Raw genomic sequence first — 21,622 nt, 5'->3', positions numbered from 1 at the left:
TTGGTTGGGGTGTCCGTCAGCCCAGCAGCGGGATGACCTCAGCCCGGCCGTCCCGGCCGACGACGACCAGCACGCGTTCGCCGGTCACACCCTCCAAGGCCGCAGCCAATGTCCCGTCGCCGGCCGAAGCCCCGGCGCCGTCGTCGGAGCGCCGCCAGACCGTGACGCCGGCCCCGGTGGCGTCGCCGATCTCCCTGACCATGTTCGCGGGATCCGAACCCGTGACGAGAACGACATGCCCGACCGTCCGACGCCGGGCCGGGGCGGCCGCCGCCAGGTCCGCCCGGTCCCGCCGCCACACCGCAAAGTGGTACCCGGAGACCAGCCCCGTGGCCACGAGCAACCCCAGCGGTGCGCGGACCCTGTCCACGAGGCTTCCGCCGGTCACATCGCCCAGGGAGAATTCGAACACCCGGTACCCGATGACCAGCAGTGCGATCACCGCGACCACGGCGCTCAGTCCGAACACCACAATCAGGTAAACTCGCCGGGCGTTCAGCCCGGGCCCGGACACCCGGGGTCGCTCCCCCGGCTTCCACGCGAACCACCAGACAGGGCCGCCGGCCACGAGCGAACTGATTCCGCCCAGCAGCAACGTGCGCGTCCCGGAGCCGGCGAGGGGTGCCGCGGCCAGGGCAAGGGCGGCGTTCACGATCACGCCGATCCCCGAGCCGGCTGCGGCGAGGGCGACGCCGGAGGTCACCAGCTTGCCGCCCTGACGGGTGGAGTCGGAGCGCCCGCGTGCCATGGTGCGGTGGTAGACCCAGACGAGGGTGCCGACGGCGGCTGCGGCCAGGGCCGGCCCCAGGGGTTCCAGCAGGACGTCGATCGCGTCTGTGCGGTCGAACGAGAGCCGCAGCACAACGAATAGCGCCACCCCGGCGCCCCCGAGGGTCAGGGCGCCCGCGCCCAGCACTCCGACGGTGATGAGCGTGACATCGGCGAACCCGCCACGCAGCCGCTGGCCGCTGTCGTGCCTCCAGTGCCACCACCACAGCAGGGCGCCGCCGGCGGCCCAGACGAGGGACTGCAACGCGGACACCCACCATGGCTTGCCCACCGACGCGGCCGCCGTGGCTCCGCGCAGGGCCGCGTCAAGGAGCGTCGACAGGGCCGACACGGCGCCGCCGGTGCCGATCACCAGCCCCAGTGCGGAGCCGAGCACGGTTGGGACGTCGGCCAGGTCCGTCGGACTCTTCCGTGCGTGCCGCCACATCCACCGGTGCCAGAACCACACAGCAGCCCACACCACCCCGGTGGCAAGGGACAACCGCCATTGCAGCCGCTGCCCGCCGACCACGGAGGACAGTGTGTCCAGCAGGTTGCTGGCGGCGATGATCAGGGAGAGCACATAGGCGCCGGCCAAGTACAGGCCCCAGCCCACTGAGGACCGCTCCGCCTCCTCACCGAGCCGCCGCCACACCACCCACCACAGAATGGCGGCGAGGGGGCCGCCGATCAAGGCAAACGCCAGGGAGCGCGCCAGTCCGGCGACATCGTCCGAGGCCAGCGCGGTGCCGGCGGTCAGCAGGCGTCCCAGCAACCCGCCGAGGCCGACTGCGGCGACTAAGACCAGCGCGAACAGCAGCACGTACATGATCAGGCGGCGCACCGTGCGCTGCGCCGCCCCGACCGCCGGCGCGCTCACTGCTTGACCCCCGGATTCGAACAGACGGTGAGCTGCCACGGCGCGTTGTCGATCAGCCACGTCTCCCCCGTCCGGACGAGGTCGAAGACATCCTCGACCTGGTACTCGGCGCTCCCGAACGGTCCGCCGCCCTCGGAGACGGTAATGAGCACCCTCACGTCCACCGAATCCGTCCGCTCCGTGGTCGAAACCAGGGTGACGCGGAGGTTCTCGGCAAAGGGCCGCTGCCCGCTGGTGCACTTGGTCCGCGCGGCGTCGCTGAGGAAGGTGGCCGCGGTTCCCTCGTCACCGTCGATGACGGCGGCGGAGTAACGCTGCACGACGCCGGCGGGAGTGGCCGCGTCAATCGGCGCCGGTCCGCCCCGGGTGAACACGACAGCCAGGGCGACAATCACCAGTACTGCGATCGCGGCCAGGATGGCCAGAAGCGTCCGGTCCGGCCTGGCCGGACGGCGCGACGCGGTCAACTCCGGCTCCGGGCTCATGCCGCCAGTATGGGCGGGGAGCCGGCACGCCGTCACGGTCTTTCGGCCCCTTTCAAGGTTCCGTCGACGCAACCCCGTGCAGCCACTACGCTCAGCAAATGGGAATCATGCGGAAAGTCCTCGCCACCGTCATGCTGCTGGCGATGGGCCTGCTCTGCGGAGCCCAGGCCGCGCTCGCGGTCACGCCGGTCGACGTCGTGGTGAAGGACACGGCGGGGGTGCTGGACCTGAACAAGCTCCGGCCGGCGGTGCAGTCCATCGACTTCTACCAACCCACCAAGGTCGCCGTCTACACGTACAACGGCACGGCGGCGGACAACCTGAACGAGGAGGTCCTCCGCTTCGCCCGCGCAGAGCACCCCGAGTGGATCAGCGCTGACGGACAGAAGTGGGCGGACGGACTCTTCATCTTCGCCCTGGATCCGGTGGGCCGGCATGTCGGGACGTATATGGGTGAGGACCGGAAAGTCTCCCTGGAGCAGCGTGACGACATCCAGAACGCCGCCAAGGACCTCCTGCGCGACGCCCAGTGGACGGATGGGACCATTGCCGGAATCCGCCGCGGCGCCGAACTAATCAACCAGCCGTGGTACCGGTCCACGGCCTTCCTTGTCACGGCCTGGACCACAGTGTCAGCGGCCGTCGCCGCCGCCGCCGCCTGGCTGATCGTCCGCTGGCGGACCAGGGTGTCCAGCCGCCGGGAACTGGCCCGCGGCGACGCCAGCTACGCGAGCGTCGGAATGGACCTGGAGGTCACCGAGCTCAACGCCAACACCATCCCCGAGTCCTCGCGCTACGGCAGCACGGTCCTGGAGAAGCACCGCACCTTCCTGTCCCGGTACAACACCGCCACCGGGCTCTCCAACCAGGTGCACGCCCTGACGAGCAGGGACCTGAGCCGGCGGCCGAACCTGAAACTGGTCCGGACATACGCCGACGCAGCTGCGGAGCTGGACGCGCTGGATGACGTCATTTCGGACACGAACGCACTACTCAGCCGGGGGTCGGCATGGGCTGCCGCGTGGGATCGCCAGCTGGCTCCCTTCCGCGCCGATCTGGCCGCACTGGAGCAGATGCTCACCAAACGCCACGGTGAGGGTGATTCAGCGACTGCTGCGGCGCTCCGGTCCTTCCGCGAGCAAAGCCAGCGCGAGATGGAACGGTGGACAGCGGAGCTCGCAGACGGGACGATCAGCCCTGAGACGGCGCTGGACAGGCTGCGGGATGCCCGCACGCACCTCTCAGAGCTGCTGAAGAACCACGCCGATACGGTGATTGCTGCCTTCGCCCGGACCGAGAAGGAAGCGGAGCTCATGCGCAAGGACATGGAGAGCGCGCAGGCGGGCACGAAGGCCAAATACGGCCGCACCTACGAGCCCAGCATCCTCGGCACCGTCTACCCGTCCTACTATTTCTTCTCCGTCCCTACCTTCAACTCCGGCTTCAACACAGGCGTCAGCAGCGTCAGCAGCGCCCGCGGCGGAAGCGGCGGCACAACGGGCTACGGCTCCACCGGCGGAAGCTTCTCCGGGTCAGGGAGTTCGTCGAGCTTCTAGTGTCAGCTCGTCCCGCTCCGTTCGACAACGAAGTCCCCGCCGGGAAACAGGATGGTCTCGTGGCCGTCGTCGAACCGGACATGGTACGGCGGCGCGCCGTCCTCACCTTTGACTTCCAGGATCTGGCCGTGCCTGTCGGCGGACTCCACCGTGTGGCCACGGATGATGATGCGGTCCCCTGGGGCTGCTTTCATGGCATTCACCTCCTTTCTACAGCGTACGATTGTCCGCCCTTTGGGGGAACGGCCCGAGCTGCCGGCCGAACGGCCGGACTGCCGGCGGCGGTCAGAACAGGGCGGCCGTCACTGTCCGGGTCAGCTGCTGGATGATGCGGGAACGGGCGTTCATGTCGGTCAGGTTCGCACCCCGGGTGTAGACCACAAAGACGTAGGCCCGGCCGTCCCGGACGAGGATGCTCGCGTCGTGCAGGTAGCCGTCGAGGAGGCCGTACTTATGGAAGACGTCGACGCCGGGGGGCACTCCTGCCGGAATCAGCAGTTCGTAGTTGGTGTCCTGCATGTAGGAAAGCAGTTCGGCGGTGTGCTCGGCGCTGAGGAGCTGGCCCGTATACAGGAGGGACAGTGTCCGCGCCATTTCCGCGGGGGTCAGGAGGTTCACCGTGCGGTCGTAGTCGATCCCGATCGAGGCCGCATAGTCGCTTATTTGTTCCTGGCCCACGGCGTCGAGGATCAGCGACCAGGAATCGTTGTTGCTTTGCTGGACCATTTCCCTGATCTGCTCGCCGGCGGTCGAGACGCCCAGCGGCTCAGCCAAGGAGGCCACGCCCCTTTCCGTAAGGTTGTAATAGGCCGCCGCCGCAAGGATCTTGGCCGTGCTCGCGGCCACAAACTTGTCCTTCACGCCGTATTCATGGACCGAGCCGTCGGAAACGTCGATCAGGGCCACTCCCAGCGCGTACGCCCTGTTGGCCTGGATGATGGCATCGATCTGCTGGTCCAGTCCGGGGCCGATGGACGCAGCCCCGGCGGCCGGCGCAGCGTCCCGGGCCGCGGCGGGCACTGCGGTAACGGGCTCGGCAGAGGGGGCCGCTCCCACGGGGGCCGGCGCGGCGGGGGCGCCGGGGGGATCGGCGGGGTGAGCCGCCGGCGCAGCGATGAGGGCGGCATCGTGCGGCGCTGCGCCCGCTGACGCTTGTGCGGCTCCCGGGCTGAGGGCCGGCGGCAGGGACTGCTGTCCTGCGGCGGACCCGCCAGCCGGCCGGGGTGCCGCCAGGGGCGCCGCGCCGGTTGGGCCGGAGGAGGCGGGGCCGGTTGGGCGGGCGGAGGCCGGGCCGGCCAGCGAATGCGCCGGCACGTCCGCGTGGACAGTCGCGTAGGCGTTGCCGGCCGAGGCCAGGGCGAGGGCGACCGCGGCCGCGGTCAGGAAACGTGGGCTGACATTGCGAAGACGCCATGCACGAGGCCATGGCCAGGATATGCCATCGGTGACCCGCCTGTGCCGGCCCGTTCCGGAGCGGCGGGCCGGGGGCTCATTCATCCGGGCCTCCCGCCGGGTTTCGTACAGCATTTTTCGCCGGCATGCTCGTCCTCCGAAGGCGACTGACCGCGGTGGGCATCAAAAGTTCCTGCAGTTTGCATCCCGGAGGAACACCGCGCAAGCCTTGGAGCTTGGGAAAACCTGTGGTCAGTCGGCGAGTTCCCGGCGTCGGAAGCCCAGCTCCCGCTGTGCACCGCGCAGTGGCGACCCGCTGAAGGGCAGATCCTCCAGCCGGATGGCGCCTGCCGCGGCAAGGGCGGTCTTGTTGGCCGACACGGCGGCCCGCTGCGGCAGGCCAAGGGCATCGGCAAACGCAGCCCAGTGCCTGGCCCTGAGGTTCCGGGTCTTGCCGGAGAGGGGCAGCGCCAGGGTCTCGTCGCCGTAAAGGAGCGTGCATGGAACGTCGAAGACAGGGGCTACGACGAATCCGCGCCTGCTGCCGAGAACCGCGACATTTTTGGCGTGCAGGTCCCCGTTCCCGGTCAGCCAGGCAAAGACGAACTGGAGGTAGAGGTTGCGGCTGGCAACGACCGGCGCCGTGCATATCCGTGCCAGCGCTGTGGCCACGTCCTCGGAGGCGACGCCGTACTTTGAGGCCGGCGGCAGGCCCAGGACCTGGGTTCCGTCTTCCAGGGGAAGCCGGATCCACTGGCCGGCCGGATCTTTGACGCGGTCGAACCGCTCCACGAGAAGCCCCGGCAGTCCGTTCCTGTCGGCGATGACCGAACTCCTGGCGACAGGGATCTTGAGGGCCTTCGCCGCACGAAGGTGGGCGGCTTCGTTTTCCACCAGGTGGGGATGCTCCGGCGGGTCGAGCTTCAGCAGGTAGCGGTGGCCCCGCAGGGCCAGCGGCGTCGTCAGCATGGAGGCACTTGTCTTGCGCTGGACCCCCGGCAGCCCGTGGAGGTCAACAGCGTTGGCCAGGAGGGAGAAGTCGAGGTCCTCGGGACGTGACGCGTCGGCCAGGCTGGGCGGTTCCACTGGGGACTCCCCGGCCGGAACCACCTGCACGTCCCCGGGCACGTCAGCGCCCACGGCCAGGAGGAGCGTCAGTTCGTCGTCAAAACTGGTTTTGGTCGCGTTCTTCAGGACCGTGAGCCGGTGCCCTTCAGGCAAAAGCCCCGCGAAGAACGCCGGCAGGGCCCCGGCGGGGGTCTCCACCGCCCCCTCGGACAATGGCAGAGAGACCGCCACCGCCGGGTGGCCGGCCGCGAGGTACGCAGGCAGATAGGAGTACCGCACTCCCCCGTATTCCGTCCGGTTAAGGTGCCCGGCAAGGGTGCCGTTTTTGTAGACGTCCGCGGCCCTGACGAACTTCAGATCCTGCAGCTCCGCCAGCATCAGCGCACCACGAGTCGCAGGCCAAGGACATTAGCGACGGCCGCGACGGCCCGCAGCGAAGGATTCCCCGTCCCGGTCTCTATCGCCCGGACGGTCCGGACGGACGTCCCGGCCAGATGCGCCAGGTCATCCTGCGTGAGCCCGGCGTCCCTGCGGGCGCTGCGGATGCCTGCTGCAATGGTCATCTCGTTCTGCAATGAATCCCCCGTCGTCGTGATGTGCCGCTTGTTATCGGCGCACAGTGCCTCCCGGAGCCTGCTCCTGTTATCCGGCAGGATGCTGCCGGTCCAGCCACTCACGTCCACCCATCGTGCCGCACAGACGCCAATTCGGCAAGATACTGCCGAAACCGGGGCCTGAGGACGGCGATCTCCCCCGTGACGCATCAACCGGCAGCATTTTGCCGGGGCGTACGCTGGCGACGTCAGCCCGGAACGGCGCCGTCCCGCTACGCAACGCAGGAGCCGGGCGAAGGAGCTCCCGGCACTTCTTAAGCGTTTCTTAAGGGGCCCAAGGCAGAGTTGTACAGGACGCGTGACCGCGCGCCGCTGCCCCGAGCCGGAGGATTCCATGACTGGACCCGCCCCTGTAGACCGCATTGCACCTCACCACGTTGACGACGAACGCCCCGCTGCCGGACTGCGGTTTTGGGCCCTGCCCCAAGCCCGGCACTGGCTGCTGTTGGGCGCCCTGCTGTGCGCGGCAGTGATCGCCCTGGGCCTGGCGGTGCAGCTGGTGCCCGGCGATGCCACGGCCGAGCTGGGCGTGGACCAGGACCTCAGTAAGCACCACGCCGCCGCGCTGACCGCCGTCGCGATGGCAATTAATCTCGTGTTTGGCCCGGTGGCCGGTGTCATGCTGATCGGCGTCGCCGCCCTCTACATCTGGCTGGTCCGCCGTGACCTGGTCAAGGCCGTAGCCTTCGGACTCGTGGCATGCTCCGGCTGGGTGGCCAGCGAAGTCTTCAAGCTCATCATCGCCCGACAACGGCCCAACCCGGCGCTGCTCTTCGACCCGCTCTCGCCCGAGACGGGGTCCAACAGCTTCCCCAGCGGCCACGTCTCCTTCGCCGTCGCACTGGCTTTCGCCCTCTATTTCCTGGCCCGCGGAACCCGCTGGTCCAAGGTCATCGCCGTCGCGGGTGCCGCCATGGCGGTCATCGTGGCCTGGTCACGGCTGTATGTCGGGGTCCACTACCCCACCGACGTGGCGGCCTCATTCCTTGCCGCGAGCGGAGCGGTGGTACTGCTCGCCGGGCTGTGGAACCGCTTCGCTCCCCGGATCGCGGACCGTCTGCCGGCCGCCGCATTCCTCCGATCAAGCCGGCGCTAGGGAAGTGGCCATGCACAGCATCTATGCTTCGGGACTGGTTCCGGCCCTGACGGCCGCAGCCGGATCCCCCTCGCTGCTTGACCCGGCCAGCCTGCTCGCGGGGCTCGGGCCCGCAGCGCTCGGCGTCATCGCCGCGATGGTGTTCATCGAATCCGGGGTGCTGTTCCCGTTCCTGCCCGGCGACTCCTTGCTTTTCACGGCGGGCCTCCTGCATCAGCAGCTGCAATTGACGCTGCCCGTCCTGATCGGCGTCGTCACCGCAGCGGCCGTGGCCGGCGACCAGGTCGGCTACTGGCTGGGGCGCACCTTTGGCCGGCGATGGTTCAAAGATGATGCCAAGGTCCTGAAGACCGCCCACTTGACCACAACGGAGGAATTCTTCCGCCGCCACGGCGGCGCCGCCGTCGTCCTGGCCCGTTTCGTGCCCATGGTCCGGACGTTTGCGCCCCTGACCGCCGGCATCGGCCGCTACGGGTACAAAGCTTTCACACTCTGGAATATTGTCGGCGCCCTGGCGTGGGCCGTGTCCGTGATCCTGCTGGGCACCTGGCTGGGACACTACGAGATCATCGCCAAAAACATTGACGTCATCGCCGTGGCCATGGTCCTTGTCTCTGTCCTGCCCTGGGCCATCCAGCTCCTCAGGCGCCGCCGCAGCAACCGCCGCGCCACCGCTGGAACCACTCCGGATAGTGCCGATGGAACCGCGCACGACACGGCCGAAGGCGTGCGGGCCGGGGAAATGGCCACGGAAGAATAGGCGCATGACAATCGCCGGCCTGCCGTCCCTGCTCCTCGTCGAGGACGACGCCGTCCTGGGCCCGCTCATCGCCGAGCTGCTGGAGACTGACTACCGGATCCGGCTGGTCGCCAACGGCCGGGACGGCCTGCATCTGGCGCTGACGGAGCCGTGGGACGTGATGGTGATCGACCGCGGACTGCCCGGGATGGATGGAATCAGCCTGATCGCGGCCCTAAGGTCCAAGGGCATCGCCACGCCGGTCCTGATTCTGACGGCGCTGGGCGATCCCGACGAGAAGGTCCGGGGCCTGGATGCGGGCGCCAATGACTACGTGACCAAACCGTTCGACGCCGGTGAACTGGCTGCACGCCTTCGCGCACTGACGCGCACCTACAGCCCGTCCGTCGGGCCCGTGAGCATCGGCGACTGGGAGCTCGATCCGGCATCCCGCTCGGTCCGGTCCGTTTACGGAAGCCTGGTCTCCCTCACGGCGAAGGAGGCCGAAGTGCTCGCGGCACTCGCCGCGGAACCGGGCCGGGTCTTCACCCGGGACGAGCTGCTCGCCGGCTTCTTCCACCCCACGGACCAGCCCGGCGTGATCGACACCTACGTCCACCACCTCCGCCGGAAAATCTCCAGGACCGTTATCCGCACTGTCCATGGCGTTGGCTACCAGATTGGCGACGCCCATGAGTAAGGGAAGCGAAGCGAATGACTAAGGAAGCACTGCCGGGCGGCGCCCCGGACCAGTCCACCTTGCGCAAGGCCTCGCTCAAGGTGGCGTTGCGCATCAGCGCCGCCTGCGCGGTGATGGTGCTCTGCCTCCTCGCCGTCACCGCCCTCTATCTGATGAACCAGCTGGCCCACCCCGAATTGCCGCACTCCGGGGCTGCCGGGGCAACCTACACCTACCTTGATTCCAAGGATCTGCTCGAGGCGATGATCATTGCCGGGGTGGCAGGCATCGCATTGGCCGGCCTTGTGGGCTGGCTCAGTGCCCGCAGCGCCATCCGCCCGCTGGGAGAGGCACTGGCCCTGCAGCGCCGGTTCGTCCAGGATGCCAGCCATGAACTGCGCACGCCGCTGGCCATCCTGGACACCCGGATCCAGCTTGCGCAGCGCGATGCGGCACCGGACTCAAAACCAGGCCGGGCCCTGGTTAGGATTCGCGAGGATGCCGCAACGCTGACAGGAATCGTCAACGAACTGTTGCTGGCCGCAACCGCGGTTGCCCCGGATCCCCAGGCTGAACCGATCGATCTGGCCTGCGTCGCCGCTTCTGTCGCGGAGAGCCTCCAGCAACTGGCAGCCGAAAGGGACGTCCGATTGGACTTCTCCGCCGGCGGCCGGCCGCAAGCCAGGATCGAACAAAATGCCCTGCGGCGCGCGGTGCTCGCGCTGGCGGACAACGCCCTGGCCCATACCCCGCCCGGCGGGTGCGTCACGATTGGCGCCGGTGCGGAGCGGAACCACGCGGTCATCACCGTGGCGGATACGGGCGCCGGGATTACCGGCGTCGACCAGGACCGGATCTTCGACAGATTTGTCAGGGCGCCCAGCCCCGATGGAGCGCGGGGACAGCGGAGCTTCGGCATCGGCCTGGCGCTGGTCCGCGAGATTGCCATGGCCGCCGGCGGGACGGTGGAGGTGGCCCGGACGGGCGCCGAAGGGACCGTCATGAAGATCGTCCTTCCCGCAGCCCGGCTCTGAGCGGCGGCCGCACTCAGTTCGCCGGCGCGGCCCGGGATCCCGCCAGGTCCCCGGCCGGTGCGTCTGCCGGCTCCACGTTTGTCCTGGCGAGGAGAGCCGCAACAACCTCGGCCACCAGGTCTTCTTTCTCGCGCTTCTTTGCGTCCTCCATCTGGGCGACTTCGACGCGGGCGGCCTGCCAGGCCGACCAGTGGCCGGAGACGAGGGCCCAGAGCGACAGCGCCGAGACGTAGACGACGGAATCCAGCCAGCCCATCATCAGCGAGACCGGAATCATGAGGATCCACAGGATTGCCAGCCACCCGTTCACCCGCCGCATGAAGACGGGGTCCCCCTGGACCATCGCCCAAAGACTTTTTACCGGGCCCAAACGTCCTCCTCATATCCGTGGCGGGACAGTCCTGCCGTCGGGACTTTATCCGCCGATTCTGTGAGAAAGCTGAACGCCAAAAGACCGGCGATCCACTGCCCCGGGGCAGTGGATCGCCGGTCTTTCGGACACGCATCCGGGGCCCGTTGGGCCGCAGCGCCTAGGCGCGGACGAAGGTCACGGGGCCGGTGGCGGTCAGCCAGGACAGCGGGTGGACGATCGTGGAGTTGACGCCGTTCATGCCGCCGCTGATGACCTGGCCATTGCCGGCGAAGATGCCCACGTGGCCTGACTGCACCACCATGTCACCGGGCTGGGGCGTGCCCACAACGGTGCCCTGGCTGAGGAACTGCGTGGGTCCGAGGTCGCCGACCGGCTTGCCCGCGGCTCCCAGGGCCTTCTCCACCATGGCCGTGCAGTCCTGCGTGAGGCCCAACTGGGCGTAGGCAGCGGAGAGCATGGCGGCGTTGCGGCCCCCTGCCGCCGGATCTGCCGCCGGAGCCGCGGCAGGGGCTGGTGCAGGTGCTGCCTGGACCTGGACGGATGCCCTGGGGGCGGCCGGCGCCTGCACTGGTGCTGCCGCCGGGGCTGCGGCAGCAGGCTTGGGCTGAACGACGACCGGAGCGGCAGTGGACGCCACGGAAGGACGATCGAAGCTGATTTTGACGGTGGAATCCGCGCTGACCGGCGTGCCGACCTGGCCCTTGACGTCAACGGACGACGCCGGCGCTGAGTCGCGCTGCACCGGGGCACCGGCGGCATTAGCCGCCATCCCGCTGGCAAGGACAAGGCCGGATGCGGCGGTGAGGACGGCGGCTTGGCGCGCGAAAGTATTGATTGAAGACATGAATTTTAGCCTCTCCCAATGCCTGCGAGGTGAGCTGTCGGATTCGGATGGGAGGCACCCGGCCGCACTCTGGGCCCGCGTTCCGGGCACTGTGCGGCTTCACCCCAAGACCTGCGAACCAGTAGGTCGAAAGTGGTTTCCCCGTCTCTGCCGGACGTTGATGCGAGTTGTCCCGCGGCCGCGGCAGAGTTAGGCAATCGGCTGTGGGAGCGCCCGTATCGGAGATAACGGGCACTTGTCCACGGTACGGGGATGACCGCCGAAAGTCACATTCAGGTAACGGCCGCCCCCTTGCCGCGGGAATTACCCGCGGGAATTGCCCATAGGGAGAGCGGCGCATAGGCACATAGGATGATGCCACCAGCTCATCCCGAAGTGGAGGCCCGAAATGAACAGCCACTGTGTCGCCATCTGCCAGCTGAGCAATCAGCCCCAGGAAGATTTTGATGTCAACACGGAGCTGCTGGTCCTGGAAGGGAAAGAAGTCCATGTGTCGACCTGGGATGCGGAACCCCGGGACGGCGGTTTCGACGTCCACGTCCTCAACGACCGCGTCGACGCACTCGGGTTCATGGTTGTCACCGATTGGGAGTTCCTGGACGGGAAGGCCTACGCGGTGGTGGAACGGAGGCCGGCCGGGTCCGGCGCAAGGTGACATTCCTGTCAATGGCGCTGATCGCCGTCGTCGCCCTGGCAGGGCCCCTATTGGCGTTACCGGCCCGCTGGCGGCTGCCGGTGGTTCTTGGCGAATTGCTGGCAGGCATCGTGATCGGTCGGACCGGGTTCGCGCTGATCGACTCGAACGACCCCACGTTCAGCCTGCTGGCGAACATCGGCTTCGCGCTGATGATGTTCGTGGCCGGAACTCACGTGCCGGTGAGGGACCCCCACATCCGCTCGGCCCTCGGAAAGGGCTCGCGCCGGGCCGCGGTGGCGGCGGTCGCGGCTGTGGTCATCGGAACCGGCACGGGACTGGCTTTCGGCACCGGGCATGCTCCGCTCTACGTGGTGCTGCTCGCCTCCTCATCCGCCGCACTGGTCCTCCCGATTGTCGATTCCCTGCACCTCGGCGGCCCGCACGTGGTGGCTTTGACAGCGCAAGTGGCCATTGCTGACATCGCCTGCATTGTCGCCTTGCCGTTGGCCGTGGATCCGCCGAACGCCGGCCGCGCCGCCCTGGGGGCGCTCGCGGTGGGAGTGTGTGCCATTGCGCTGTTCTTTGCCCTGCGTTCCCTCGAGCGAAGCGGCACGCGCCAGCGTATGCATCGGCTCTCGGAGAACCGCAAGTTTGCCTTGGAGCTGCGGATTCAGCTGGCGCTCCTCTTCACGCTCGCCGGAGTGGCCAACTTCGGCCACGTGTCGGTGATGCTGGCCGGCTTCTCCTTCGGGCTCGTGGTGGCCGCCGTCGGCGAGCCGCGGCGGTTGGCACGCCAGCTCTTCGCAGTCAGCGACGGCTTCCTGGGCCCGATCTTTTTTGTGTGGCTGGGGTCTTCCCTGAACCTCCGCGAGCTCGCTGGCCACCCCGACATGATCGTCCTGGGCCTGGCCCTGGGGATCGGGACGGTGTTGCTCCACTCCGGTTTGCGCGCGTTTGGGCTCCCCCTGCCACTGGGCGTACTCTCGGCGGCCCAGTTGGGCGTTCCCGTGGCAGCAGCGAGCATCGGCACGCAGCTCCACGTGCTGCTGCCCGGGGAGGATGCCGCCTTGCTCCTGGGCGCGCTGGTCACCATAGCCGCGAGCGCCGTTGCCGGATCGCGGGCCGCCAAGTCCTTCGTTCAACCGTTGGACGCCGGAGACGCGACCCGCTGAGCCTGCACCAGGGTGACGGCCTCCCGGACCACGTCCTCCTCGTCGGCCGTCGCCGGCGGCCCGGCCAGGACCCGGCTGGCACGCCGGACAAACCTGTCCCAGTCCCCCGTACCGGCACGGAACGCCCGCAGCGGCGACAGCAGGGCGGCACGACGGAGCCACATGTCCGGCTCAAGAATCCACCGGTCCAGCACGGCGTCAGCGCGCACCCTGCCGACCACGTCCAGGCCTTCCAGCATGGGTCCGATCACATCGATTGCGAGCGGATCAACGAGGTCCCGCAGCCGTGCCTGGCGGACGAAGCCCTCTATCCGCGTCAGGTCCGCGTTGGTCAGCAGCCGCACGTTGGACTGCAGCAGGACCACCGCGGCGAGGCGCCGCTCAAAGACCGGCACCGCCCACAGTTCCGAGCCCAGCGCGGTGATGTCATCGTGCGACAGCCCCGGATGGCGGCGGCCGGCATCGCGGACCGTCCCGCGGACGGCCCCTACTGAGGCGCCGTAGAACCGAAGGGCGCTTCCCAGCCGGGCTTGCGCCGCCTCGGCCCGGCTCCACGAGCCTTCCCGCTGCAGGGCGGCATCGATGAATTCCGCGGCGTCACTCACACGCCCATTCTTCCGCCTTGACGGCCCGAACACGAACCGGCGGCTGCAGCTCAACCGGTCACTGTCAGCCGGCCCCGGGCGATGCTTTCCGGCGAGTGTGCCGGATCCCCGTCATATGGCTCGTTCGAAATGTCCACCACGGGGTACTGGGCCAAATCCAGTCCGCTCGGGATGACAAAAATGCCGGGGTCATTGCCCAGGACTCCGAGGCTGACCATCTTGGACAGGTCGGCGGAGCCCACCCAGACCTCGCGGAAACCCGAAACCTTCTCTTCGGCCAGACGGATGACGAGCTGGCGGGTGCCGTTCGGGAGCCGCTGGACCACTGCGTTCCCGCTTGCGGCGTGGGCCGCCAGGGGTTGCAGCGATGTCTGGGCCAGGACCACGGCCGGCGGCGTGGGCGCCGCGGCCGGCGGTTCAGTGCGGCCGAGGATGCCCGCCGCAGTCCACGCGCCCGCTGCGCCGAGCACTACTCCCGCAGCAACCGCCGTGATCCACAGGCCGCGGCGCGTTCCGGGAGTCCTCCGGCCGGGCCGCAGGGGAACCGGCGGCGCAGACGACGAAAGGGGCGGCGACGTCGGCTCTTCCGCCGGGCGCACCGCTTGCGCATCGGTGCCGCGCCCGGCCCGGGCACCTTGCGCGTCCCGGACAGGTGCCGCGGAGCGGCTCAAGGGATCCGCTGCCAGGGATGGTGACAGCCCGAGTGCCTGATGGATGGCGTCCCAATTGTGGCTTCCGGGTTCCGTAAGTTCCACGGCGGCGGGGTCGGCTGTGGCAACCAGGACCGTGCGCCGCAGCGCCGCGAGGGTTTCGCTGCATTCCCGGCAGCCCGCCAGGTGGACGGCATCGGATTCGTTCCCGAGCGGCTCACCCAGGGCAAGGAGGCTGAGAAACTCGGGGTCAAGGTGTTCCACGTTCCACCTCCAGACGGGCCCGCAACCGGGTGAGACTGCGCCTGATGTGGCTCTTGACGGTGCCGAGCGGAAGGTTCAGGCGCGAGGAAATCTGGTCATGGGTCAAGTCCTCATAGAACGCCAGCCGCATGATTGCCGTCTGGGGATCCCCGAGTCGCTCCAACTCCTCTTCCAAGGTGATCCGGTCCGCCACGGCCTCCACGTCTTTGGCACCCGGATTGGCGGTCGGGTCGCGGACAAGGTGCACGGCTGCCTGTTCGAGATCGCGCTGGCGGGAACGGGATGACATTGCGTCGTAAATGGCGTTCCGCGTGATCCCGATCAGCCAGGCCGGCAGGCGAGCGGCCTCCGGCCGATAGCTCGCCCGCGATTTCCAAGCCCGAATGAAGACCTCCTGCGTAACGTCGTCTGCGGCCGCCTGCTCGCCCAGGGACCTTAACGCCAGAGTGTAGACGAGGGGGCTCATCTTCCGGTACGCCTCAGCCAGGGCCTGTTCCTCTCCGCTGGCGAACGCATGATCGAGACCTACGTCCCAACCCTGCGCGGCTGCCTCCATAGGATGCTCCTTAGAGCGGCATCGACCCCTGTGGGACCACATTATTCCGCGCCCAGCGGTGTGGGGCAACGGTGGTTCGACGGCGGAGACGGCCGGTGGGGCCGCGCGGAACGCGACCCCACCGGTTGACGAAGACAGCATGTCACTCCTGAGGCGGACGGACGTTAGCCGTTGTGTCCCCTCTGTCCGCCGGATTTGGAGTCCACCACCTGTACAGCGACGCCCAGGTTGTTATCGGCAAGGCTGCCCCAGGCGTAGACGATCGTGTTCTTGCCTTCGGCGATGTTGACGTCGGCCGGGCCGATCAGTGGGGCGGTGGTTCCCGCGGCAGCGACCGACGCGGACACAGTCCCGGCCTTGAGGGTAAGCGTCTTTTGGTGGGGACTGGTCAGGCCCTTGATAACCGCGGTTCCGCCGGCCAGGACATCGACGGCCGGTGCGGCGGCCACGTGACGGACCGTCAGCTTGCCCTTCCCGTCGGGGCTGGCGGAGGTGTTATTCGTGAAGAGGGTGGCAGTGGGGGTTCCGTCAGCGGCCAGGTGTGCCACTGCCGTGTAATTCCGCCCTGCCTCCAGGTCGACTGTCACGGGACCGATCACCGGGTTGTCCGCGCTCGTGGCGTCGGCCCCGGTGATCGCGATCTTGTGGTCACCGTCGGGGACGGTCAACGGCCCTGCCAGCGTTCCCGGCGTGAAGTTGTCCAAGGTCAATTTGCCGTCTACCCAGACATCTACGGTGAGGCCCGGTACGCCATGAAGAACGGACAGCTGGGCCGTCTCCTTGCCGTGGTGTCCGTCGCCGGCCTGGGCGGGGCCGGCGACTGCGAGTCCGGCCAGAAGCGTCATTGCTCCGGCGACGGCAGAGATTGTTTTGCGCATTTCAAACTCCTCGTGGAGGCCCGGCTTGCGGGCGGTGCTTTGCTTACACCCTTAACTACCGGCCGGAGGCCCTGCGCGGATGCAGTCCGCTCGAACTTTCCCTCTGCATAGACTGGAAGCATCCTGTCCCCGGAACGAAAGCGGTCTCCGCAACCATGCACCCCAAGCTGGCACTCGCCGTCGCCCTTTCCACCCTGACGCTGGGGGTGGCGTCGTGTTCGGCACCGGCGCCGGCACCGACTGCCACCACCTCTTCCCCGGCAGCCTCTTCCTCCCCGCCCGCAGCAGCCGCGCCCGCCCCTGCCGGCTTTGCCCTGGACACTGCGGGTATGCGTGAGCGCATCACCAAGGCGGGCCTGGCCGTCCTGACGGCGGAGGGAAACGTGGACCACTACCACGCGCACCTGGACGTGCTCAAGGACGGCAACCCCGTACCCGTGCCCGCCAACATCGGTATCACGATCAGCGCGGCAAACAGGCCCGACGGCATCTCAGCCCTGCACACGCACGACACCACCGGCGTCGTCCACATCGAATCGCCCACGGCGGGGCAGGTCTTCACGCTTGGGCAGCTTCTCACGGAATGGGGCGTCCTCTCCGGCAGCGGAACCCCCGGGACAGCGAACGGGCCGGTGGACGGCTGGACCGCTTACGTCAACGGAAAGAAGTACGACGCCGGCATCCGTGGCCTCCCGCTGAAAGCACACGACGAAGTGGTGTTGTCCTACGGGGCGCCGCCTGCCACGATCCCGGCCACGTACGAGTTCCCGCCGGGCGAGTGACGCCGTCGCCGGGCCGCCGTCCGCGGGCGCGGAAAAAGCGAATACGTGCAGCCCTGGGGCCTGGTTACCCGAAAGTAGGCTCAGATGGGAAGGAACCACTGCACAAACGTGCAGATGTGGTCACTGGTTGGGAAATGTTTCCTAGCCTGAAGTGATGAACGTGAGCCGGATCACATTGGGGACGGATCCCTAACCCACGTTCACCCACGCCGACTCCTCGCTGATGAGGGGCCCGACCGAAGAGGTATTCCGTGTCCCATCCGAGCAAATCCACCCGAGCCAACCGCACCATTGCCAAGTCCGCCGCTCTTGGGGCAGCGGCTCTTCTGTGCGGGTCCATTTTGGCCTCGCCCGCCGCTAACGCCGCCACCGTGGACGTCTCCCCTCCCGGTGCAAACGATTGGTCGTGCAAGCCCTCGGCGGCGCACCCGTACCCGGTTATTCTCGTGCCGGGAACGTTTGAGAACATGGCAAAGAACTGGGCGAGCATGTCGCCCTCGCTCAAGAGTGAGGGCTACTGCGTGTACGCCCTGAACTACGGGTCAACGAACGGCGTCGACGCCTCTGGACCCGTGGCCGACTCCGCCGGGCAACTCGCCCCCTTTGTCGACGCCGTGCTGGCCTCGACAGGGGCGAAAAAAGTCGATCTGGTGGGACACAGCCAAGGCGGCATGATGCCGCGTTATTACATGGGCTTCCTGAACGGCGCAAAAAATGTCAACCAGCTGGTCGGCATCGCACCGTCCAACCACGGCACCCGGGGTCTGATCGCTCCAACTCCTGGCTCCGTGCCGCCGGCGACATCCGCGGGCGGTTCCAACTGTCAGGCCTGCGCAGACCAGCAGGCCGGATCGCCCTTCCTGACCAAGCTGAACTCCATCGGAGATACCGTCCCCGGTCCGGCATACACGGTCATCTCAACGACGCACGACGAGGTGGTGACGCCGTATCAAAGCCAGTTCCTGGCAGGGCCGCTGCAGAAAGTCACCAACATCACCGTCCAGGACAAATGCCCTGCCGATGTCATTGAGCACGACCAGACGCCCAACGACCCCGTCGTTCAGCGCCTCGTCTCCAACGCGCTGGGGCGTCCTGCCGGCCAGCCGGCAGACCCGTCATTCCAGCCCAGTTGCCTCTAGGCAGAATAAATGTGTCAATGGAGCCGGTTGCCCCCTTTCGGGGGTCCGGCTCCATCTATTTGTAAAGAACTTTTAGTGCCGCCGTGCAACACCCCGACGTCCGCGCATCGATGCACCGGCGGGTTCCTGATGCGTGGTCAAAACGCAACCGTAACGGCTGGTCAGACGGTCATTGCCGCAAATAGCGCTGCTCCGTCATCCCTGCACCAGTGGCCCGGGAGCGCCGACGGCGTGCCATCGAAGCGGCGCGGAAACCTGCCGTTTTTGCGCGCCGTCGGTTTGCGGGCAAAGGTAACGGTCCGGTAACGTGAGCGGCTGGCCGTGAAGGCCTGGCCCTAATGCAGGGCCCCGGACGCCCGACCGCTGGGCCCGGATGCGCCGAACCGGCGCCTGCTCGCTCCAGCCCTTGTGGCGGGGCCGGATCAAGCTTCCCGCAGTCGTTCCCATGGTGCTCGCTCGCGTTGCCCGTGGGGATTGATCGCGCCAGTTTCTAAACCCGGAGGGGTTCTTTTGTACAAGAAAATAGCCATCGCATTGACCATGGGTGCACTGTCCCTGACCGGGTGCAGTGTTGCTCCCACGACGCAGGGTGCGGATGCCCCGTCGCCGACCGGTCCGGCATCACGCCCGGCCGCCGCGGCCGCCGCTTCAGCCAAGGCAACCACAGCCACACCGGCCCCCAGCAGCGCATCGCCCGCCGCGCCGGCACCTGACGCAGCGCAGAGCGCCGCGGCCGCTCCTGCGCCCGCCACGCAGCCGGGCGCCGTCGTCCCCGCCTCAACAGGCACCCCCAAGACCGCCACTGCCGCGGGCACGACGCCGGTCGCCCCGGCAGCTGCCCCAGCCGTGGCACCCGCCGCCGCGGCCGCCACGGCTGGCGATGGCACGCAGGCCGCCACCACCCTTGGCTGGGGCCCGGTCGTTGCAGGTGATGAGTTCTCCAACACCGGCGCTCCCGACTCCACGAAGTGGAGCGTCTATAACGGCGCAGGCCACTCCGGCAAGGGCGTCCGCAGCCCCAGCGCCTGGACCGTCGCCAACGGCATGGCAACGGTCAGCGGCGACGCGGCCGGCACAACCGGCGGCATGTCGGCCAAGTTCGCCCAGCAGAAGTACGGCCGTTGGGAATCGCGCATGAAGACGAGCGCTCGTGACCCGAAGTACCACCCGGTCATGATTCTCTGGCCCAACAACAACGCCTCCACCAACTGCGCTGAGGTCGACTACGCCGAGGGCGGCGCCGACACCACCACGATGAAGTTCTTCCTCCACTACGCCTGCAACGGATCAAGCTTCCAGACGACTGCTGCCAAGCCGATTGACAGCACGCAGTGGCACAACTATGCGGTGGAGTGGACCCCGGCAGGTATCACCGGGTACATCGACGGCGTGAAGACCTTCACCGACACGAACCCGGCGCACCTCCCCACCGTCGGTATGCACCAGACCCTGCAGCTTGACTGGTTCCCGGACGGCTCTGCAACCAAGCCCTCGCAGATGCAGGTCGACTGGGTCCGCGTCTACAAGTAACAGCAGCTTTTCGCAAGATCAGCTTTGCCTCGGACGATTTCCGGCTGTCCACGGCGTGGGTCCAACTCACGCTGTGGGCAGCCGTTCCCGTCGCCAGGATTTCTGGATTACGGGCCTGAAAGACGACGGCGGCACGGTGGCCGGGAGCAGCAGGGCACCTCTGGGAGGACAGCCGGTTTCTCACCACGTCGCAACACCCGACTGAAAAGGGTGATGTTTATGGGACGTTCAGCGCGTCGTTTGCGGAAAACGGGGCCGCCTGGCTCGAAATTCCCCTTCACGCACCCTGGTGGTCTGTGGGTGGGTGTTCGGCCACGCAGAAGAGGTTCCCCTCCCCATCAGCCAGGGTGGTCCACTGCACGTGTGGGAATTCGTCCAGGACGTCCCACTGATACGTGGCACCGAGGCTGAGGAGGCGTTCGACCTCAGCCTGCCGCGACCCCCAGGGGACAGTCAGGTCCAGGTGGAACGTTTGGTGCTCGGGCCGGGGCCCGGTCATGGGTTGGAAGAACATTGCGAACCCCCCGGGGCCGGCAGGTGGCAGGTAGACGCTGTCACCCCCGGGTGAGGGCAAGGCCCCTGTCACGGATGCCCAAAATTCGGCAAGCGTGGCCGGATTCTGGGCCTCGAGGTTGATCGCACCAAGGGTGATCTGATGAGTCGTCATGGGTGCAACGCTAGCAAGACCCCCAGACAGCCGACCGTTTGTGCACGCCGGCGCGGGAACACTTAGCGTCGTCCCAGGCTTGTCCAGATACATGACGCCCTCGATGGGGGCATCGAAGCCAGTGCCAAGCTTGGGGGTGACCACAATGAACTTCAGCGGTCACCGAGTGTCACCCCGGCCCGAACAGGCACCTCGCTCGCCGGGGCCTTACCCGCACGAGTCGATTTGGCGATTGGTCAGGTCGCGCGTGTACCGGTGTTGCTTCCCGACGCCAGAAGGCGTCCATCAACCGACCCGAGCAGTTCCTGCTCGGACGACGACGAGAACGGGTCGAGCCACGTAGCCACCGCGTAGAGGTGGAACCGGTACCCGTGGGGGCCGCGTCCCGGAAGCGGTCGTGGGCCGACGTACCTGGCGCGCCCACGGTGGTCGCGGAAGAAGCGGATCTTGGGGTTGTCCGGAGTAAGCGCACCTTCCTCGAGCCCTGCAGAGCCCCGTCGTGAAGGCTCGGCGAGGTGAGCACGATGCGGTTCTCGGTAGCGAGTTCGGGGGCGTTGGCGATGCTCGCCGTCTCGGCGGGGAACCGGACGGCGAGGTTGTCACTTCACTCCCCGTCGTCTTGACCCCTCGTCATTTCATTCGTTCTAAGGTCACACCCACGGGAAGAATGTGGTTGTGGACGGAATTCAGCGGCAGGTAGTGGCTCCGGCAGCACGCGGCGGTGCTGAACGCGGGGTTAGACGCGGCCCCGGCCACCGAGGTCGAGGGGGCACTGAGGTCTCTCTGTCAGTCCGCACGGGCTCTCCATTAACTGTCAGACCCTACGGGGAGACTGGATTCATGGACGGCAAGCAGGGGCCCGAGGCGGCTTCATCAGTAGGAGGGCGGGGTGACTTCGAACTCCAGGACCTGCTCGCGGTTCGCGCCCGCACGCTCCGGGACCTGCGTCAGGCCGGGGACCTTGCCGGGATCAGCAAACAGTACCGGCGGCTTGACGGGTTGAGGCGTACGCCCGGACCCGGCGGCTCCCCGATGGTCTCCGAAGCGGTGGAGCGGCTGCGGAGGGCCATAAATGTCATAGCCGGCTGGGAGACTTGATTCATGGACGCCAATGTGGGGCCCGAGGTGGTTCCGGCAGATGCGGCACCGGCACTTGCTGTCACGGTCGCGGACCTGGCCGCGCTCCTGGCCGGCCTTCCGGCCCCTGAGGGCGC

At 67.8% G+C, this 21,622-nt stretch carries 24 protein-coding genes, 1 pseudogene and 1 riboswitch; of the genes and pseudogenes, 11 read left to right on the top strand and 14 right to left on the bottom strand.

Features of this window, described 5'->3' with window-relative positions; all coding sequences use genetic code 11:
* Positions 1-16: 16 nt before the first annotated feature.
* Together AC1DES_RS14675 and AC1DES_RS14670 are read right to left on the bottom strand one after the other, a co-directional pair.
* Positions 17-1,648, bottom strand: coding sequence for a DUF5671 domain-containing protein (locus AC1DES_RS14675; protein ID WP_476896442.1), 1,632 nt, complete (start codon positions 1,646-1,648; stop codon positions 17-19).
* Positions 1,645-2,133, bottom strand: coding sequence for an LpqB family beta-propeller domain-containing protein (locus AC1DES_RS14670; RefSeq protein WP_476896441.1), 489 nt, complete (start codon positions 2,131-2,133; stop codon positions 1,645-1,647). The genes AC1DES_RS14675 and AC1DES_RS14670 overlap by 4 nt, the downstream gene beginning before the upstream one ends.
* A 107-nt stretch (positions 2,134-2,240) precedes the next feature.
* Here AC1DES_RS14670 and AC1DES_RS14665 point away from each other — a divergent pair, with 107 nt between their 5' ends.
* Positions 2,241-3,689, top strand: a complete 1,449-nt coding sequence (locus AC1DES_RS14665; RefSeq protein ID WP_476896501.1) for a DUF5129 domain-containing protein — start codon at positions 2,241-2,243, stop codon at positions 3,687-3,689.
* 2 nt (positions 3,690-3,691) lie between these two features.
* On the opposite strand, the gene AC1DES_RS14660 is transcribed toward AC1DES_RS14665, so the two are convergent.
* The 4 genes from AC1DES_RS14660 to AC1DES_RS14645 form a co-directional block, all read right to left on the bottom strand.
* Positions 3,692-3,883 carry a DUF1918 domain-containing protein gene (locus AC1DES_RS14660; protein WP_476896440.1) on the bottom strand — a complete coding sequence of 64 codons (192 nt, stop codon included), beginning with the start codon at positions 3,881-3,883 and terminating at the stop codon, positions 3,692-3,694.
* Positions 3,884-3,974: 91 nt separating this feature from the next.
* The gene (locus AC1DES_RS14655; RefSeq protein ID WP_476896439.1) at positions 3,975-5,186 is read right to left on the bottom strand and encodes a serine hydrolase; all 1,212 of its coding nucleotides are present in this window, start codon (positions 5,184-5,186) and stop codon (positions 3,975-3,977) included.
* A gap of 147 nt (positions 5,187-5,333) precedes the next feature.
* Positions 5,334-6,527 (bottom strand): type II toxin-antitoxin system HipA family toxin, encoded by a 1,194-nt coding sequence (locus AC1DES_RS14650; protein WP_476896438.1) that lies wholly within the window; start codon positions 6,525-6,527, stop codon positions 5,334-5,336.
* Positions 6,527-6,826, bottom strand: a complete 300-nt coding sequence (locus AC1DES_RS14645; RefSeq protein ID WP_476896437.1) for a helix-turn-helix transcriptional regulator — start codon at positions 6,824-6,826, stop codon at positions 6,527-6,529. Before AC1DES_RS14645 ends, AC1DES_RS14650 begins: the two co-directional genes overlap by 1 nt.
* 271 nt (positions 6,827-7,097) lie before the next feature.
* On the opposite strand from AC1DES_RS14645, the gene AC1DES_RS14640 reads away from it, so the two are divergent.
* Genes AC1DES_RS14640 through AC1DES_RS14625 form a run of 4 tightly spaced genes read left to right on the top strand, consistent with a single transcriptional unit; the run spans position 7,098 to position 10,311 of the window.
* Entirely contained in the window at positions 7,098-7,859 is a 762-nt protein-coding gene (locus AC1DES_RS14640) for a phosphatase PAP2 family protein (RefSeq protein ID WP_476896436.1), read from the top strand.
* A 10-nt stretch (positions 7,860-7,869) separates the two neighbouring features.
* On the top strand, positions 7,870-8,619 hold the full coding sequence (locus AC1DES_RS14635; protein WP_476896435.1) for a VTT domain-containing protein: 750 nt from the start codon (positions 7,870-7,872) through the stop codon (positions 8,617-8,619).
* Between the two features lie 4 nt (positions 8,620-8,623).
* On the top strand, positions 8,624-9,298 hold the full coding sequence (locus AC1DES_RS14630) for a response regulator transcription factor (RefSeq protein WP_476896434.1): 675 nt from the start codon (positions 8,624-8,626) through the stop codon (positions 9,296-9,298).
* Between the two features lie 14 nt (positions 9,299-9,312).
* On the top strand, positions 9,313-10,311 hold the full coding sequence (locus AC1DES_RS14625) for a sensor histidine kinase (protein ID WP_476896433.1): 999 nt from the start codon (positions 9,313-9,315) through the stop codon (positions 10,309-10,311).
* Positions 10,312-10,324: 13 nt separating this feature from the next.
* Here the strand turns inward: AC1DES_RS14625 and AC1DES_RS14620 are convergent, their stop codons facing one another.
* Both AC1DES_RS14620 and AC1DES_RS14615 read right to left on the bottom strand, forming a co-directional pair.
* Entirely contained in the window at positions 10,325-10,654 is a 330-nt protein-coding gene (locus tag AC1DES_RS14620) for a hypothetical protein (protein WP_476896432.1), read from the bottom strand.
* 187 nt (positions 10,655-10,841) lie between these two features.
* Entirely contained in the window at positions 10,842-11,528 is a 687-nt protein-coding gene (locus tag AC1DES_RS14615) for an NlpC/P60 family protein (protein ID WP_476896431.1), read from the bottom strand.
* Between the two features lie 5 nt (positions 11,529-11,533).
* Positions 11,534-11,727, bottom strand: a riboswitch (cyclic di-AMP (ydaO/yuaA leader).
* A 189-nt stretch (positions 11,728-11,916) separates the two neighbouring features.
* Between AC1DES_RS14615 and AC1DES_RS14610 the strand changes: the two genes are divergently transcribed.
* Together AC1DES_RS14610 and AC1DES_RS14605 are read left to right on the top strand one after the other, a co-directional pair.
* Positions 11,917-12,183 (top strand): hypothetical protein, encoded by a 267-nt coding sequence (locus tag AC1DES_RS14610; RefSeq protein WP_476896430.1) that lies wholly within the window; start codon positions 11,917-11,919, stop codon positions 12,181-12,183.
* 11 nt (positions 12,184-12,194) lie between these two features.
* A complete protein-coding gene (locus AC1DES_RS14605; protein WP_476896429.1) occupies positions 12,195-13,337 on the top strand; it encodes a cation:proton antiporter in 1,143 nt (380 codons plus the stop codon).
* Here AC1DES_RS14605 and AC1DES_RS14600 read toward each other — a convergent pair.
* The 4 genes from AC1DES_RS14600 to AC1DES_RS14585 form a co-directional block, all read right to left on the bottom strand.
* Entirely contained in the window at positions 13,304-13,942 is a 639-nt protein-coding gene (locus AC1DES_RS14600; RefSeq protein WP_476896428.1) for a DNA alkylation repair protein, read from the bottom strand. The two genes, AC1DES_RS14605 and AC1DES_RS14600, sit on opposite strands and share 34 nt — an antisense overlap.
* A gap of 50 nt (positions 13,943-13,992) precedes the next feature.
* Entirely contained in the window at positions 13,993-14,856 is an 864-nt protein-coding gene (locus AC1DES_RS14595; RefSeq protein ID WP_476896427.1) for an anti-sigma factor, read from the bottom strand.
* Positions 14,843-15,412: an RNA polymerase sigma factor gene (locus tag AC1DES_RS14590; protein WP_476896426.1), complete on the bottom strand. Its 570-nt coding sequence runs from the start codon at positions 15,410-15,412 to the stop codon at positions 14,843-14,845. Before AC1DES_RS14590 ends, AC1DES_RS14595 begins: the two co-directional genes overlap by 14 nt.
* A 164-nt stretch (positions 15,413-15,576) precedes the next feature.
* On the bottom strand, positions 15,577-16,290 hold the full coding sequence (locus tag AC1DES_RS14585) for a DUF4397 domain-containing protein (protein ID WP_476896425.1): 714 nt from the start codon (positions 16,288-16,290) through the stop codon (positions 15,577-15,579).
* Between the two features lie 155 nt (positions 16,291-16,445).
* On the opposite strand from AC1DES_RS14585, the gene AC1DES_RS14580 reads away from it, so the two are divergent.
* The 3 genes from AC1DES_RS14580 to AC1DES_RS14570 all read left to right on the top strand — a co-directional run bounded on the left by AC1DES_RS14580 (position 16,446) and on the right by AC1DES_RS14570 (position 19,741).
* A complete protein-coding gene (locus AC1DES_RS14580; RefSeq protein WP_476896424.1) occupies positions 16,446-17,072 on the top strand; it encodes a hypothetical protein in 627 nt (208 codons plus the stop codon).
* A 251-nt stretch (positions 17,073-17,323) separates the two neighbouring features.
* Complete coding sequence (locus AC1DES_RS14575) at positions 17,324-18,211, top strand: esterase/lipase family protein (protein ID WP_476896423.1); 888 nt, start codon at positions 17,324-17,326, stop codon at positions 18,209-18,211.
* A 510-nt stretch (positions 18,212-18,721) separates the two neighbouring features.
* Positions 18,722-19,741 carry a glycoside hydrolase family 16 protein gene (locus AC1DES_RS14570; protein ID WP_476896422.1) on the top strand — a complete coding sequence of 340 codons (1,020 nt, stop codon included), beginning with the start codon at positions 18,722-18,724 and terminating at the stop codon, positions 19,739-19,741.
* A 277-nt stretch (positions 19,742-20,018) separates the two neighbouring features.
* On the opposite strand, the gene AC1DES_RS14565 is transcribed toward AC1DES_RS14570, so the two are convergent.
* Complete coding sequence (locus AC1DES_RS14565) at positions 20,019-20,408, bottom strand: VOC family protein (protein ID WP_476896421.1); 390 nt, start codon at positions 20,406-20,408, stop codon at positions 20,019-20,021.
* Positions 20,409-20,644: 236 nt separating this feature from the next.
* Positions 20,645-20,872, bottom strand: a pseudogene (locus AC1DES_RS14560) (hypothetical protein); the annotation flags it as partial.
* Positions 20,873-21,248: 376 nt separating this feature from the next.
* Here AC1DES_RS14560 and AC1DES_RS14555 point away from each other — a divergent pair.
* The gene (locus AC1DES_RS14555) at positions 21,249-21,506 is read left to right on the top strand and encodes a hypothetical protein (protein ID WP_476896420.1); all 258 of its coding nucleotides are present in this window, start codon (positions 21,249-21,251) and stop codon (positions 21,504-21,506) included.
* The last annotated feature ends 116 nt before the right edge of the window (positions 21,507-21,622 follow it).

The organism is Arthrobacter sp. 05T442, assembly GCF_056395945.1.
Note: the sequence above shows the minus strand (reverse complement) of the source record. Positions and strands in the feature narration are given on the sequence as shown.